Source organism: Cupriavidus sp. WS (assembly GCF_000395345.1).
Lineage (GTDB): Bacteria > Pseudomonadota > Gammaproteobacteria > Burkholderiales > Burkholderiaceae > Cupriavidus > Cupriavidus basilensis_B.
The window spans coordinates 24,113-38,270 of record NZ_AQPL01000012.1 but is presented as its reverse complement, the minus strand read 5'-3'; the positions used below and the strand labels follow the sequence as shown (position 1 = coordinate 38,270).

Annotated in this window: 14 protein-coding genes and 1 pseudogene; 6 read left to right on the top strand and 9 right to left on the bottom strand. The window is 60.8% G+C overall.

Annotated features, from left to right (window positions below; all coding sequences use genetic code 11):
• Positions 1-136 precede the first annotated feature (136 nt).
• From K206_RS0100835 to K206_RS0100815, 6 genes are all read right to left on the bottom strand, one after another.
• Positions 137-1,015 (bottom strand): plasmid partitioning protein RepB C-terminal domain-containing protein, encoded by an 879-nt coding sequence (locus tag K206_RS0100835; protein WP_029043071.1) that lies wholly within the window; start codon positions 1,013-1,015, stop codon positions 137-139.
• Entirely contained in the window at positions 1,012-1,923 is a 912-nt protein-coding gene (locus tag K206_RS0100830) for a ParB/RepB/Spo0J family partition protein (protein ID WP_020200510.1), read from the bottom strand. Before K206_RS0100830 ends, K206_RS0100835 begins: the two co-directional genes overlap by 4 nt.
• Positions 1,920-3,485: a recombinase family protein gene (locus tag K206_RS0100825; protein WP_020423609.1), complete on the bottom strand. Its 1,566-nt coding sequence runs from the start codon at positions 3,483-3,485 to the stop codon at positions 1,920-1,922. The genes K206_RS0100830 and K206_RS0100825 overlap by 4 nt, the downstream gene beginning before the upstream one ends.
• Before the next feature lie 148 nt (positions 3,486-3,633).
• Positions 3,634-4,101 (bottom strand): hypothetical protein, encoded by a 468-nt coding sequence (locus tag K206_RS41225; RefSeq protein WP_081651276.1) that lies wholly within the window; start codon positions 4,099-4,101, stop codon positions 3,634-3,636.
• Positions 4,102-4,183: 82 nt separating this feature from the next.
• Positions 4,184-5,047, bottom strand: coding sequence for a nucleotidyl transferase AbiEii/AbiGii toxin family protein (locus K206_RS0100820; RefSeq protein WP_020200508.1), 864 nt, complete (start codon positions 5,045-5,047; stop codon positions 4,184-4,186).
• A complete protein-coding gene (locus tag K206_RS0100815) occupies positions 5,044-5,649 on the bottom strand; it encodes a type IV toxin-antitoxin system AbiEi family antitoxin domain-containing protein (protein ID WP_020200507.1) in 606 nt (201 codons plus the stop codon). Before K206_RS0100815 ends, K206_RS0100820 begins: the two co-directional genes overlap by 4 nt.
• Positions 5,650-5,874: 225 nt before the next feature.
• Here K206_RS0100815 and K206_RS0100810 point away from each other — a divergent pair, with 225 nt between their 5' ends.
• Genes K206_RS0100810 through K206_RS0100795 form a run of 4 tightly spaced genes read left to right on the top strand, consistent with a single transcriptional unit; the run spans position 5,875 to position 8,483 of the window.
• Positions 5,875-6,531, top strand: a complete 657-nt coding sequence (locus K206_RS0100810; RefSeq protein ID WP_029043069.1) for a hypothetical protein — start codon at positions 5,875-5,877, stop codon at positions 6,529-6,531.
• Entirely contained in the window at positions 6,528-7,736 is a 1,209-nt protein-coding gene (locus tag K206_RS0100805; protein ID WP_029043068.1) for an XRE family transcriptional regulator, read from the top strand. The genes K206_RS0100810 and K206_RS0100805 overlap by 4 nt, the downstream gene beginning before the upstream one ends.
• Before the next feature lie 16 nt (positions 7,737-7,752).
• Positions 7,753-8,001 carry a hypothetical protein gene (locus K206_RS0100800; protein WP_020200504.1) on the top strand — a complete coding sequence of 83 codons (249 nt, stop codon included), beginning with the start codon at positions 7,753-7,755 and terminating at the stop codon, positions 7,999-8,001.
• 20 nt (positions 8,002-8,021) lie between these two features.
• Positions 8,022-8,483 carry a hypothetical protein gene (locus K206_RS0100795; RefSeq protein WP_020200503.1) on the top strand — a complete coding sequence of 154 codons (462 nt, stop codon included), beginning with the start codon at positions 8,022-8,024 and terminating at the stop codon, positions 8,481-8,483.
• A 133-nt stretch (positions 8,484-8,616) separates the two neighbouring features.
• On the opposite strand, the pseudogene K206_RS0100790 reads toward K206_RS0100795, so the two are convergent.
• The 3 genes and pseudogenes from K206_RS0100790 to K206_RS42510 all read right to left on the bottom strand — a co-directional run.
• A pseudogene (locus tag K206_RS0100790) lies at positions 8,617-8,919 on the bottom strand (tyrosine-type recombinase/integrase); the annotation flags it as partial.
• A gap of 47 nt (positions 8,920-8,966) precedes the next feature.
• A complete protein-coding gene (locus K206_RS0100785) occupies positions 8,967-10,013 on the bottom strand; it encodes a hypothetical protein (RefSeq protein WP_020200501.1) in 1,047 nt (348 codons plus the stop codon).
• A gap of 82 nt (positions 10,014-10,095) precedes the next feature.
• Entirely contained in the window at positions 10,096-10,848 is a 753-nt protein-coding gene (locus K206_RS42510; RefSeq protein WP_155887897.1) for a hypothetical protein, read from the bottom strand.
• Between the two features lie 280 nt (positions 10,849-11,128).
• Here K206_RS42510 and K206_RS0100775 point away from each other — a divergent pair, with 280 nt between their 5' ends.
• Entirely contained in the window at positions 11,129-12,331 is a 1,203-nt protein-coding gene (locus K206_RS0100775) for a helix-turn-helix domain-containing protein (protein ID WP_020200499.1), read from the top strand.
• A gap of 487 nt (positions 12,332-12,818) precedes the next feature.
• On the top strand, positions 12,819-14,102 hold the full coding sequence (locus K206_RS0100770) for a sensor domain-containing diguanylate cyclase (RefSeq protein ID WP_020200498.1): 1,284 nt from the start codon (positions 12,819-12,821) through the stop codon (positions 14,100-14,102).
• Positions 14,103-14,158: the final 56 nt, after the last annotated feature.

The following is a 14,158-nucleotide window of genomic DNA, read 5'->3' as shown; positions in this document are numbered from 1 at the left end:
GGGAAGCAGGAACTCCGTTTTGGGGGCGATGACCCTGATGCTTCCAGATTGTTAAAGAACCGTGGTCGCCTGCGTGGACGCCGTCACGACCTTCCTATGGGAAGGATTTCGCTCACTACGCATGATTGCGTACCGTTTATTTGTCGAGCGCCACCATGCGGACGATGCTGTCGAACTCGTTCAGCACGTCGGGATGATTCTTGGTCAGGTGACGCAAGATGGCTTCGTTCGCCATCAACTTGGCGAGATAGCCCTTGGCCAGCACCAGGTTGAGGATGTCCTGACCATAGGTCTGCTCGGCGAGCTTGAACTGCTCGTGGAGGTTGCCCATCTCCCTCTCCATCTTGGCCATCTGGTCGGCGCTGACGCCGGTCATCTTCTTGGGCTTGGTTTCACCGACGAGCAAATTGCTGGGCGTGGCCGCAACAAGCGCTTGGGCATAAGCGACCGTGATGTTGTTGGCGCTGACCATCAGTTCGACGCACTCAACCTGACGCGTCGGCTTGAGCTTGCGCAGGACTGCGCCAAGGTTTGCCGAAAACGTCTGGTCGCGCAGCAACTCGGCGGCCTCCGGGCAGATCCCTTCCAGCAGGTTTAGCTTCTTGATGATGTGGCTGATGTCCACGTCCAAGGCCTTCGCCAGCTTTTCCGGGGTGACGCCCCGTTCGACAGCGCGACGGATCATGAGGTGCTCCTGAATACTGGAGAGGCGATTGATCCGGTTGTTGTAGGTGTAGCTTTCGTCATCGGTGGCTACCAGGCAGGGAGCCTTGTCGAAGCCCAGCTGTTTCAGCGCGACCAGTCGTGTGTGCCCGTCCAGCAAGATGTGCTGCCCCTCGCGGTTGGGCTTTCCCACCGACAGGGGTTCGATCAGCCCGACCGCCTCGATAGATGCGGTGATCTGCTTGAATTTCCGTGAGGCAAGCAAGCCTTCTGGCGTCTTGCGCGAAGGTAAAACGGACGATAGGGGCAGGATCAATGGCTCCGGAACGAAGCCCAGGGGCGGTTTGTTCATGCGCCGCTCCCTCGAGCCCAGACCCGCTCCGCCAGATACTGGGGCAGCGTGTCCAGCCCCTCCGCGCGCAGCAGGGTTGTGAAATTCTCGTCGGCCAGCAGTTGGCGCAGGGCCCCGACGATGAACAGCAAGTTGCGCTGAGCGGTCTCCGCCTTCCTGACCAGTAGCTTTTGCCGTTCGACCTCCCGCTGGTAGTTCCGCACCAGGCTGGACGTGGTGACATCCTCATTGGTCTTTCGGGATGTCATCCTGCCGCCAATGGACTTGCCTTGGGTGCGCCGACGTTCGATCACACGACGGGCTTGGATCAACTGGCTGCCACGCAGCTTTCCGGTTTCGTAGGCGTCTTGCAGTGCGGCTTGAATTGCTTTCTCATCACTGCCCGCGCCTGCGATGGTGATCGCCGCATTGAGCGGGATGCGCCCGCTGCCGACGGCCATCAGCAGTCGCTGTTCACCGTTCTGCAGCAACTGCAGGATGCCCTGCACGTACTCTGGACTCAGGCCCGTTTTCTGGGCAATGGATTTCTTGTCGTAGCCCTGATCTCGCAACTGCTCGATGCCGGACAGCAATTCCAACGGGCTGAACTTTCGCCGGGCGATGTTCTCGGTGAGGCTCATGATGAAGGCCGATTCGTCATCGACGTTCATCACCATTGCAGGGATTTCTTGATGCCCGAGCGTCTTGAAGGCCTTGAAGCGCCCCTCGCCGCAGATGAGGAGATAGTGCTCGCCGTTGCTCCCAGGACGCGGCGTCACGATGATGGGCTTTTTCAGGCCGATGTTCTGGATGTTGCCAACGATCTGCTCGAAGACCCGGCTGTTGCGCTCGCGGGGGTTGAGAACCTCAATCTGGCTCAGCGGGATCATCCGCAAATCCGCGTGGCGATGCTCTTTGTCCTGATTCATGCGGCTCTCCTTATGCGGATGCGCCGGGCCATGCCATACAGGTAGTCCAGGCTGTCGAAGCGATAGCACTCAAATTCGATGCCGTTGTGGTCGGCCAGGTGGATACGCGCCTGGCCGAAGTCCAGTCGGGGCAGCAGGTAGTAATCCAAGGCGGCCTGATTGCTGTCGTCCAGCCGCACGGCCACCGTGATGTCGGGCGCGAGGCTGGTATCGAAGCGCACTTTCCAGCGCCGTCGCCCGTTATCGAGCAATTGGCAGCGCGCCAGCACCAGTGAAACGGTGAACTCGCGATTCACGGTGAGGAGGTCGGTAGCCGGATCGCGTTCCACCATGCCGCCCACCTCGGCGATCATCCGTTCAGTCTGGCCGACGATCTCCGGGTGTAGTCGGCGCAGGAGCTGATTCGCTTCCAGATACTGGTAGTCCCGATCCGGAGTGAAGCCCACCGTCTGGTACGCGCGAATCAGACTGCCGAAACGATGCGCGTAGGCCGCCGACGAGGGCATGCCTTCAGCTTCATCGATGATCAGGCCAGACAGGTAGCCGTGGCGCTGGTAAAGATTGCGCAGCTTCTCGATCAACTCCTCGTCGCTGTAGCGATGTGCCCTTGCGCGCAAGATGCCCTGCGCCGTGTAGAAGAGCTCCGGTGGCACGATGCCCTCGAACGCGCCTTCCTTCTTGATCCACATCTCGGGGCTGTTGACCACCCGGTGCTTCTTGAGTTTGAAGGATCGCCGGTTGTAGATGTTGTTGCCGATGTATTTCTCGTTGGACAACACTTCGCGGATGGTCGCTCGTGTCCAATCCCGCCCAAGGTCAGTACGTGTGCCTTGTGCGTTCAGCCGTTCGGCGATGTCCAGCTCCGTCAGGTTGTCGGTGACAAACCAGCGGTAGATCTGGTTGACCACGGCAACCTCATCATCCGGACCCGGCTGCAGGATGACGCGGTCGGTTTGCAGGCTTTTGTGCTCGCCACGCGCCAACTCACCTTTGAGCGTGCCGGACTGATCGACCAGCACGCGTCGCAGGCCATAGCCAGCGGGGCCACCTTGCCGAAAGCCCAACTCGATAAGGCGGCACTGACCAGCGAACACCTTGGCCGACAACTCCCGGCTGTATTCGCCCGCCATCGCACGCTTGACGCCCTTGACGATGGTCGACACGGGCGAGCCGTCGTTTTCGAACTGTTCGGCGCAGTACGCGACCTGGATTCCGGCGCGGCGGCAAATGTATTCGTAATAGGCGCTCTCATCGGCGTCCTGGAACCGGCCCCAGCGGCTGACGTCGTAGACCAGGATGATCTGGAAGTCCGCGATGCCTGCCTCGACGTCCTTGATCAGCTGCTGCAGCGCCCGACGCCCATCGATGCGCAAGCCGCTCTTACCCTCGTCGGCATAAGTGCGAACGATCTCGATGTTGCGCCGGGCCGCGTACTCGCGGATCTTGTCCGCTTGGTTTTCCGTCGAATACTGCTGGTGCTCGGTCGACATCCGAACGTACTCGGCGGCCCGAAATGTCGGTGGCTGATCCGCCCCCGGAATGGAGAACTCTTCTGCCTGCATAGACCCGATCACTTTATGTTGTGTGAACTTGCTCTCGGGCCTGCCTTTCACCTCAATGGCATACACGTGGCCTGCAATGCGCGGCCGGAATGCACAGGGTTGAAATTGTTGCCATCCAGGATGATCGAGAGCCCATTTGGGCTTGAAGTTAAGGCTGGATTCCCTGGGTGTCGATCAAGTCATCTCTTGACGCATCCATCTTGCATTCACAGGTTTCGTACAGCAGCGTGATTTCAACTACCCAAGAGCCCGGTGTTCCATTCGGGAAGTCTGGCCGTCTTGTGATCCGGTAGATGCCGGAAGGCAGAGCTGACACGTCCATCTTTACCGGATCGATGACTGGCTGCCGATGGGCGGCGGTAGGTTGATTCCCTTGATCGCCGCTGGCCTGTTGTGCTTCTCGGTGATTGCGCCAATAGTCATGATTGCGCTGTGACCACGCGCGCTGGGCCGCCTGCTGGTTGATGCGGTAGTCAGGATCGGATTGGAGTTTTGCCCGCTGCCATTCGCGCTTGCGAGCCCGCTGGCATTCAGGGGCGGAGCAGAACGCTTGGTCGGGAACCTGTGGGCGGGGTTCGAAGGGGTGGCCGCAGTGCGCGCAAAGTCGAGTAGTCATCGTGGTCTCCATGCAAAGTCCGTATGGAGACCGCCACTGACCGTGGCGAAGGGCGCGAAGCGGCTGCCCTATGAAGGGATATTCAACGAGCGACGGTGTTCAACGCGGGGGCCAATGCCACGCTCAAGCGGCCAACGATGGCGTGCAAGGGTTCTGGCGGAAGTTCGTTCTTCTTGAGAAATGCCAGCCACAGCGCCTGGCGCGAAGCGTCGTGTGCAAACTCGTCCGTCAGGCCGACTGGCAGCGCTTCAGGAACTGCCATGCCCCGTCTTTCAAACGTGGCCTTGATCGCCTGGGCCAGCAGATCGGTGTCCAGAGTTTCTCTTTCCAACAGCACCGATAGATCGAAGTAGTCCTTCAAGCGGCTGTTGGTCATGCCCAGCAAAGCGATGGCGTGGAGCTTTTCTGCGATGACGGTGTACGTTGGGTAGGCCCGCAGTCGTGGTGCGGGCATTTCCTCCAGCAGTACTGGGTAGACCGAATCAACAGGTTCCGGGGTGACTGCGTCGCCGAAGCCGACATCGATCTGGGTCTTGCAGCGTGCTCTGGCAAGATCGCCTGCAATCATCACGCGAACGCCACCGTAGCCTGCTTCCTTGCGGATCTCCTCGACCGTGACAGAGGCTGGGTCGAACACGATGCCGTCGTCGACCGGTACGGCTGCGATGTCCCGGAATACTTGGGCCACTGACTCCAGATCGCTGGCACCGAAGCCCAAGAGGTCGGCATCGCGTGTGGCCCGGTGTGGCATGTCGTACCAGAGCGTGAACAGCAGCGCACCTTTGAGCAGAAAGCGATCCGCGTGCGGCGACTGGGTCAACCGATAGAGGATGCGCTCCAAGGCAAAGCGCACCAGCACCTGATTGAAATCGACGCCTTGTGCCTTGGCGACATTGAGCAGGCGCGCACGGACGGATGCCGCGACATTTGGGGTGGCCGCACTCATCCGACACTCTCCAGGTAGGGGCGCATCACGTTGGCCACGCGGCATATCTTGGCGAAGCGCCAGATGTCGTCGACGGATGCCTTGCTGCGCGCCCGGGCGTCTTTCAGCGCCTCCAGCGCCACATCTAGCCCGATCTTGTTACGGTGCTTGAAGCAGTCCGCCACGGTCTTGGCCACGCTGTACACCCGGAGCCTTACACCATCGCGTTCGACATCTTCAATCCCTGCCGAGTAAGCATCACCCGTGAACTGCACCATCTTGACGGGCGGGTAGTCGACACGAGGCGGGTGGCTGCCTCGTGGCATGGCGATCCAGATCTGACGCGGCAGCTGCGTGGTCAGCTCATGAAACTGCAGCGCCGTAAGCAGGCAGAACACCGCTTGAGGTACCTTGGTGGCGATGGTGCCAAGGCTCTCGAATTCCGAAACCTGTGCATCCGGCAGACGGTACAGGCCACGCCCCACCTTCTCTAGTAGACCCGCAGCGGTCAGGCGCGTCAGAACGACCCGAGGCGCACTGATGGCGTCCAGATCGCTGGCGCGCAGTAGCCCCTTCTGGCTGGCCAGATCGAGGACGCGCTGATTGTGGGTACTGGAGAGCATGGATAGAGTATGTTCCGTTATTTCGTCGAATGCAACTTGTGGAAGACAAAACGAAACATTTAGCCCACGTTCTCCCGGTATCGTTGCTGGTAGACGATCCGCTGAGCGCGCTACAAATCGGGGGTGTTACGGCCTCAATCGCAGCATCACCTACACGAAAACCTTTTAAGCGAAATTATTTGATGATAGAATCCGCTTGAACGAAATCCGATGACGGAGTTGCCAATGGCCCAGCCGAACCAAGAAACGATCCATGACCTGCTCGTGAGGAATATCCCGCGTGAGCTTGTCATGGGCCTCGAAGAAGCCAAGCTGGTCGGTGCTCAACGTGCCTATGCCGCAGCGCGCGGGATGGATGACGGGCACTTGCCCAGCGTGGTGGGGCAGTTGCGCCACTTCCATATGAATGAGTCGTTCCATCGCGCACTCGCCGTTGCAGACGCATCTCCTTCACCGCTGCGCGGCAATCAGATCGTCACGGGCCGGTCAGGGATCTTCACCTTGGCACGGTTCAACACCAAGTATGGGGTCTGGAACAGCGGGCGGCGTAGCGAAACCCGAAAACAGATGTCCCTGGCGAACGCAGCCATCGAGCCACTGGTTCAACCCGGACTCTTTTCAGGCTACGTGGAGCCATCCCAAGCGGTTGTGTTCGTCGTGGCCTGCTTTGCAGGATCGCTGCACAGCCAGCCGGACACACCCGTCGCCATCGAAATCGCGGTCCCAGATCGCCACATGCAAGGCTGGCTTTTCCGGGAACCCATTGACGCATTCATCAAGCGCTACGACCAGCAGCCGACAGCAGGCCAGGACGATTTGGCTGTGCCGAAGCTGAAGAAGAACATTGGCAAACAACAAGACAAAGATGGAACAGGATCATGAGCAGGGGCGGTGTACAGGGATTTCAGAAAGATCGACTTAGCCAAATTCTTGCGGCCCGTCGTCTGACTCAAGTCCAGCTGGCCTCGATGGTCGATGTGTCTCCGGCGACCATCAGTAAGTGGCGCGCAGGAACGCAAGCGCCTGAGCGTGACGCGCTTGAACGCCTTGCTGGCGTGGTCAACGTCACGCCGGAATGGTTTACGCGTGCGCCCGGGGCGAAGTTGTCGTTGCCGCTTTTTCGCAGCAACGCGTCAGCGCACGTCGCTGCACGCGCCATGCTGGAGGCCCGCCTTGAGTGGGCCCAGGACGTGGCCGCCGCACTGATGGAATACGTCGACTACCCTGATGTCAATTTGCCATCTCGCGATTACACCGAGCCGGAACAGATCACCAACGAGGACATCGAGAAGGCCGCCTGCGAATGCCGGGATCTGTGGCGTCTGGGCCGCTCGGCGATTCAAGACTTGGCACTGGCCGTGGAAGGTGCTGGGGTCATCCTCGTTCGGGAAGAAACCGGCGTTGCCCAGATTGAAGGGCTGTCGGCTTGGAGCGAGGTGCTGGGCCGACCGTTGATCCTCTTGTCCGCCGACAAGGACAATGGTTATCGCAGTCGCTTCGACCTTGCCCACGAAATCGGGCATCTTGTTCTGCATCGTCACATTCAACGCACGACTGACAGCGCACGCCACAAGTTGATGGAGCAACAGGCACACCGCTTCGCAGGCGCTTTTTTGCTGCCCGCCGAAACGTTCGCCAGCGAAGTTCGCGTGCCACCGACTCTGGATGACTTGTTGCTGCTGAAGCGCCGTTGGGGCGTGTCGGCGGCGGCGATCATCATGCGGCTGAAGGCGCTTGAGATGCTGGATGAAGATGGCGCTCTGATGCTTTTCAAGCGTCGCTCTGCTCGGTGGGGTGCGAAATCGGAACCCGGAGACGAGGATCGTCGACCAGAGCAGCCACGTTTGCTTCGTCGCACCATCGATCTGTTGGTCGAAGAGAAGGTCATGCCTTTGGAAGCCATCCCGAGGCACATCGGACTGGCTGCGGGTGACGTGGAAGCACTCGCCGGATTGCCCGAAGGCTACTTCCAGGGCAAAACCAATGTCGTGGAGTTTGCGCGACTGAAAGCAACCCAGAAGCCGGTTGATGACCAACCAGCCCAAGGCAATAAGGTGGTGCCATTCCGGCCCGTCTCCAAGTCCTGATGTGAAAGGAACAGCGATGTCCAAGAACACAAAGCAGACGTCCTCACGAATCGGTCGGCTGGCGTCGGAAACGCTGCAAAGCAGCAGTTCGTCGCAAGTGGCCAAGAGTCTGGCCGCCTCGGCTCTGTCTCAGCGCAGCGGCGACAAACAGACCGGAGCCCAGATGGAAGACAAGGCCGCACGCGTTTTGGCCAGCGACCGATACGCCAAAGAGACGAAAGAACTGGCGGCCTCGGTCCTGTCCCAAGCCAACAAGCAGCGCTGAGTCAGGGAGTCGAGTCCCTCATGTCACAGGATCTGAGCGACTCGCAACTGAAGGATCTCTGGCGTCAGGGAAAAATCCCGGTCATCTTCAAGCGCAATAAGCCACTCCCGGTCCTGGCGCGCATTCCGTTCGCCGAGGGGAACATGGAGTGGCTGCGGGATGGCCGACGCTCGAAGCCGGACTGGTGTGCGCAGTTCAAGGCCTGGGAAATTCCGACTGCGTGGTTCGACAGCGTGATCAAACTTGCGCTGAGGCGACACCAAGAGGTCTACGTGATCCAGTTGTACCGGGAGCACCAGAAATGCGCTCCGGCATGCTGGAACGCTGAGGGCTTTCACTGCGAATGCTCTTGCATGGGGGAGAACCACGGCGGTGGCCATCCAGGCGGCAACTGGTACGAGGTTTCCGAAACCTTTGCCGTGTCCTGGGGGCAGCAGCGCTATTCATGCCGCCATCTGAAGGTCAAGAACCCCGGGCGCTGACCGTGGCAGCGCAAGCTATCGAAGGTCGGAAATGCGCGGAGACAGCCAAAGTCCACCCGGACCTCCGCATCGTATATAATCTCGCCTACGGTGTCCTCGCCGGTGAGGCAGGAAGGTTCTTTCTAGTAGGGGACTACACCACCAGGTTTGACAAGGCAACGGAGGCTTCGGCCTCCGTTTTCTTTTGTGGCACTGTGCCGTGAATGTACCGTAGCGTGCCGAGGTTGTCCGCGTAGGCCGCAATGTGGTCCCGGCCGAGGTGAGCGTAGCGCAGCACCATCTGGTAGCTGGCCCAGCCGCCGAGCTGCTGCGGCAGCGGCGTGCCCGCCTGGACATGCCAGCTCGCCCAAGTGTGGCGCAGATCATGGAAGCGCAATCCATCCAGGCCCGCCCGCCGGCAAGCCTTCTGCCAGGCGTGGTTGTAAATCCAGCTATCGGCCCTGCATCTGTCTCGTCGACAAAGTGCGGAACCCCGCCGCATATTTAGCCGGGCGCTTTCTTACCGAAAGAGCGAGCGGGTGCCAGTTCACGCTGGCCGTGGGCGAAGTAGGCCAGCGGCTTGGTGTCCAGAGGCCGTCCTGCTCGAATGCTCGAAACGACCTCGTATATCGTGCCGGCCAAGGAGAGTGCCGCACCGGCTGCTGCCCCGGAATTTGCCAGATCGGTGCCATAGCTCAGCGCCAAGCCAGCTCCCAATAGAGGGGAAATCTTGCCAAGAATGATGCGGGTGAAAGACAGCTCCATTGCAGCGGTGATTTCGTCAATTTGCTCTTGGCTGTCGGCAATGAATGCTTCGGTTTCTAGTAGGCGCTGTTCAGGAGATGCAAAGGCCGCGATGCGAGCGGAATGCAGCTCGATCTTGGTCCGTAGCTGCGGTAGCAGATGGCCGTGCCGCTGCTTGAATTCAACCAGCTTGTGGATGTTCAGTGGTCCGGCAGGCACCGGAAGCAAGGCTTTTAGAATCACCTGCCGGGCTTTGGTGGCATGCAGCCCGCGGTCGATACGCGCGCCGGCTGGAGTCAGGCCAAGCGGCTTGGCGAGAGCCAGCCTGTCCGTAATCGGGGTGGCGCCGACTTCGGGCAACGCGCACAACACGGTAGCAAGGTAAGTCATGAAGTAACCCGCAAAGGGTTCTTCGATTTCGTACCAAGGCCACTCCGACCGTCGGGCCAGGCCGGCATCCACCAGGAAATCCGGAATTTCGCCCAACTTCTCTGCATGAATCCGAGCTGGCGGGTTGCCCCCGGGGAAACGCCTGGGGGACTTACACCAACGATCCATCGTGCTTTCGATGTACCGGATAAAGCGTTTGTCGAACTCGGGAATTCGGTACAGGTACCTGCTCGGCATCACGGGCTCGACAAGTCCTTCCGTCATCAAGTCCCTGGTGTTCGAACTCAGGCGCTCCGGGTTGTCGAGATGATCGAGCGGGACGATGGAGACAAGTTTGTCCCAATACAGAATGGCCTGTGCCGTCCAAACCGTGCTGGGCACGCTGATGTTGGGAAAGTAGAGCGCGTTGTTCGACATGGCGGGAGTAAATTCCGTGGGAAGGCGCATTACGTCATGGTCACATTGGACGGCTGAGTTGTCTCCTCCCACGGCGGTATCGCTACATGATAAAGCTGCCTTGATCCGAGTAGCCGGCGGGCTCGATGACTAGTTCAACGAGACGGGGTTGCAAGACCCGCTTGCAACGGAACCGATCGCTGGCATCCTGAATCCAGGCACCCAGGCGCCTTTCCAGCCAGCCCTGCGCCACCGCGTCCCCGGAGGTCAGGTCGCAATACCACTCGGGTTCCCTGTTTGTGTTCTTGGGCCTGAGGATGACGCTAATGGACAGCTCATCACCGCTAATAGCATTCACGCTGACGACGGCCGGCATATCCGTATCAAATACGAAGCGATAGATGCCTCGCGCGCATTTGTCGCTGTCCGGCGAAGCGCCAGGCCACCAGTTCTCTCCTGGTGACAGTCCGAACAGGCGCTGTTCGAGCCCCGCATTGATCGCCGCCACCATGAGATTGCGCCACGCCCACCAACGCACCCCCCGTTTTGTTCTCAGAGGCTCGCGCCTGAATGGGGTATAGGAGTGCCGCAATTCGGGCAACGGTTTCAAATTGTCGGGGACGGCATGACCCAATTGTCGCAGGCGCTGCACGAGCCGGGCATTGCTGGGTTTCTCCGCCTCGGCGGTCGCTTGATCCGCCAAGGCCGCGCGCAACGCCGCGTGAGTCTTGAAACCCAGCGCAGCCGCAATGCCTTCGCTGAGATGAGAAGATGAAACGCCGGACAGGCTGCCCTGCACATGCTGTTTGAGATGACGCAGGGAGGCTTTAGAGACAAAAAACGTAGAGGTTGACATGCCAAACTTCCTTCCAAAAGGTAGGTCGATGTCTGCCGATTACGCATCGACCATAGAAGAAAGAAAGGCATGGTCAATGAAATCAAGAGGTGGAACGTCGTTTAACCCGACAGCAGGTTGAGCGTGACGCGGCTGTTCGGAAATCATACCGCACGCCTGATGGACAAGTGCAATTTTTCGCCGTCGGCAGGAACAGTGCGGCTAGGCTAGTCTGGGAGACACCCGGAGAGATTCGGCGATAATCTTGTCGCCTGCCGTCATTGTCCCAGGAGCCCTTTCCATGTCGATCGACCGTACCGATTTCGAGGCCGTCGCGGAATCCGACCTCGCGGAGTTGGTCGAGGGACAAGTCCCCGAAGGGCTGCGGCTCGAATACAAGGCCATCTCCTACGACAACGACGACAAGGGCCGCAGCGAAGCGATCAAGGACATTTCCGCCTTCGCCAACGCACACGGCGGCCATCTCATACTCGGCATCTCGGAAAAGCCCAAGGGTCAGCCTTCCCGCCTGAACGGCTTGGGCAAGGACGTGGACATCGACACGGAAATCCGCCGGCTGGAAAGCCTGGCGCAGACCGGCATCGAGCCTCGCATCGAGGGACTGCGCATCCGAGCCGTCCGCCTGCAAAGCGGCCAACATTGCATCGTCCTGCGCATCCCGCGCAGTTGGCGCCCGCCGCACCGCGTCAGCCGGGGTAATCTCAATCAATTCTGGATACGCAATTCCGCCGGGGCGCACGAGGCAAGCGTGGACGAACTACGAACCCTTTTCACGCTGGGCGCGAACGCCCACCAGTTGGCCGTCCAGTTCCGCGATGCTCGACTCCGCGAGTTCGAGCCTCGCGTCTCCGACTACCCGCCGAAGACCGATCACGGCGTCGCCGTTCTGAATCTGGTACCGCTTGCCTCGGTGACTTCGCCGTGGAGCGTGGACCTGGGCAAAGCGGCCACCGAGCTGCGCGACGAGTTCCGCGCCTTGGCCCACGACGGTCGCGCGCCGCAATTCACGCTCGATGGCATGGTCGTCAACGGCTGCGATGGGGGTGCGAGCGGCAGCACCACGCTGTATCGGGACGGCAAGCTGGAAGCCACCTTGAACAACCTCGTCCTGCACGAGTCCGACAACGCCATCGACGCCAAGACGTTCGAGGAAACTATATTCACAGCCCTGCCCCGCTATCTCGCGGGCCTGCAAAGCTTGGGCGTACCGCCGCCAATCGCGGTGTTTCTGACGCTGGTGGACGTTCGGCGCGCGGCCTACGCCGTCGGCAAATCCCTGCCGAAGAACGCCCCCAAAATTGGCCGGGCCATCGCCACCTTGCCGCCCTGCCCGATCGACGCCTACGGATCGCCCGAGGATTACTCGCGGGCACTGCGCCCGGCATTCGATGCGCTGTGGAACACGACAAACCGCGCCCGCGCCGGGTCGTTCTCGGAAGATGGCGTGTGGTCGACCGACAACTTCAAAGCATTCCGAGGCTGATCTTGGCTGAACGCGCCCGGGACACAGGTACGATGGACTAGTATCTAACTTGGTGGAACGCCCCCTGGTTTGCTGTCAACCTCACCAGCATTGGGATCGAACACCGGCCACTTTCGTCGTTTTTCTGCACTCGTACCCTGGCCCGTATCCCGACTTTTTTGTAACTCCGGAGAGTGGCGTAAACATTGGCTCTCTGGGCAATCTTCGATTCCGTCCCACCCCACCAGGTTTGAAAGAAAACGGAGACTTCGGTCTCCGTTTTTCGTTTGGGCCTCGTTTGGGGCACCATCTTCCGGCGCTCCGGCGCGCCAGTCCTCCGCTTTCCCCCTCCCAAATACCGCCATGCGCACCCCGCAGCCGTGGCATTCTCCGTCAGACACGCGCCATCGCCAGCGAACTGCACTACCATCCGGGAATCCGGCACATTGCGGGGCGTTGCGGGCGTCAGGGACGTGACAACGGCGCGGCATTTCCAGCGGGGGACAAGATGGCTGACTCGTGCAACACGATCCAGGAATTCGTCGACGGCATCGCCGCCAGCGTGGCGGTCATCGGCCACGACGAGTCGGGGCGGCTGATGGTGCCGGCCTGCAACGACGGCTTCATCCAGATGACGGGCGGCAAGCGCGTGGGCATGCGGGCGTTCCCGGTCCCGTTCGATACCCTGATCCCGAACTACGCCCGGCACGAGTTTCGCCAGAAGCTGCAGGAGTGCTTCACTTCGGGCATCGCGCAGGAGCTGGAGCAGGCCTATGACCTGCGCGACGGAACCCACTGGTGGCGGCTGTCGCTCAAGCCGTTCCGCCATGCCAACGGCGGCGCCACCGTGCTGGAGATCCTCGTCACCGGGCTGGACATCACCTCGCGCATGCAGCTCACGCGCGACCTGGAGGCGACGACGTCGCGCTTCCGCTCGGTCGTCGACGCGGCCTACGACGCGATCATCACGATCGACCAGCAGCACAACATCACGCTGTTCAACCGGGCCGCCGAGAACCTGTTCGGCTATTCGTCGGCCGAGATGGTCGGCCAGCCCATCGAGTGCCTGCTGCCGGACAAATACCGGACGCACCATGCGCAATACGTGCAGCAGTTCGCGCGCTCCCCGGTGCGCTCGCGGCAGATGGACGAGCGCAACCGCGTCTACGGGCTGCACCGCGACGGCTCGATGCTGCCGGTGGAAATCGCGATCTCGAAGATCAACGTCGAAGGGCTGATCGAATTCACCGCGGTGATCCGCGACATCACCGACCGCGTCCGCCTGATCGACCTGCTGCAGAAGCAGGCCGTGACGGACGAGCTCACGGGCCTGCCCAATCGCCGTGAATTCCTCGATGTCGTCACCAATATCCTGGACACGGAGGAAGACCTCGCGGTGTTCATGCTCGACGTGGATTTCTTCAAGAAGATCAACGACGCCTACGGACACGACGTCGGCGACGAGGTCCTGCGCATCGTGGCCAAGGTGGGCATGGGGTCCAGCCGGAAGGTCGACGTGTTCGCCAGATGGGGCGGCGAGGAGTTCGTGGCCGCGTTGCCGGGGCTGGACGCCGAACAGGCGAGGGCGGCCGCGGAAGCGCTGAAATCGACGTTCGAGCAGCAGGACTTCACGCACAACTGGCGCATCGGCATCCCGATCCCGTTTACCGTCAGCATCGGCGTGGCGTCGCGCAAACCCGGCGAGCGCGATGCCCAGGCCATCCTCAAGCGCGCCGACCTGGCGCTGTACAAGGCCAAGGAAACGGGCAGGAACAGGGTCGAGGTCGGATAGCGGCGTGCGCGGGCCCGCGCGCCCGGCCGCCGGCGCGGCGACGGGCACGGCCGCTT

Excerpts from the sequence above, each read along its gene's own strand:
- K206_RS0100785 (WP_020200501.1), bottom strand. The coding sequence starts at position 10,013 with ATGTCGAACAACGCGCTCTACTTTCCCAACATCAGCGTGCCCAGCACG.
- K206_RS0100835 (WP_029043071.1), bottom strand. The coding sequence starts at position 1,015 with ATGAACAAACCGCCCCTGGGCTTCGTTCCGGAGCCATTGATCCTGCCC.
- K206_RS0100775 (WP_020200499.1), top strand. The coding sequence starts at position 11,129 with ATGTCGATCGACCGTACCGATTTCGAGGCCGTCGCGGAATCCGACCTC.
- K206_RS41225 (WP_081651276.1), bottom strand. The coding sequence starts at position 4,101 with ATGACTACTCGACTTTGCGCGCACTGCGGCCACCCCTTCGAACCCCGC.
- K206_RS0100805 (WP_029043068.1), top strand. The coding sequence starts at position 6,528 with ATGAGCAGGGGCGGTGTACAGGGATTTCAGAAAGATCGACTTAGCCAA.
- K206_RS0100820 (WP_020200508.1), bottom strand. The coding sequence starts at position 5,047 with ATGAGTGCGGCCACCCCAAATGTCGCGGCATCCGTCCGTGCGCGCCTG.
- K206_RS0100830 (WP_020200510.1), bottom strand. The coding sequence starts at position 1,923 with ATGAATCAGGACAAAGAGCATCGCCACGCGGATTTGCGGATGATCCCG.
- K206_RS42510 (WP_155887897.1), bottom strand. The coding sequence starts at position 10,848 with ATGTCAACCTCTACGTTTTTTGTCTCTAAAGCCTCCCTGCGTCATCTC.
- K206_RS0100815 (WP_020200507.1), bottom strand. The coding sequence starts at position 5,649 with ATGCTCTCCAGTACCCACAATCAGCGCGTCCTCGATCTGGCCAGCCAG.
- K206_RS0100795 (WP_020200503.1), top strand. The coding sequence starts at position 8,022 with ATGTCACAGGATCTGAGCGACTCGCAACTGAAGGATCTCTGGCGTCAG.
- K206_RS0100800 (WP_020200504.1), top strand. The coding sequence starts at position 7,753 with ATGTCCAAGAACACAAAGCAGACGTCCTCACGAATCGGTCGGCTGGCG.
- K206_RS0100770 (WP_020200498.1), top strand. The coding sequence starts at position 12,819 with ATGGCTGACTCGTGCAACACGATCCAGGAATTCGTCGACGGCATCGCC.
- K206_RS0100810 (WP_029043069.1), top strand. The coding sequence starts at position 5,875 with ATGGCCCAGCCGAACCAAGAAACGATCCATGACCTGCTCGTGAGGAAT.
- K206_RS0100825 (WP_020423609.1), bottom strand. The coding sequence starts at position 3,485 with ATGCAGGCAGAAGAGTTCTCCATTCCGGGGGCGGATCAGCCACCGACA.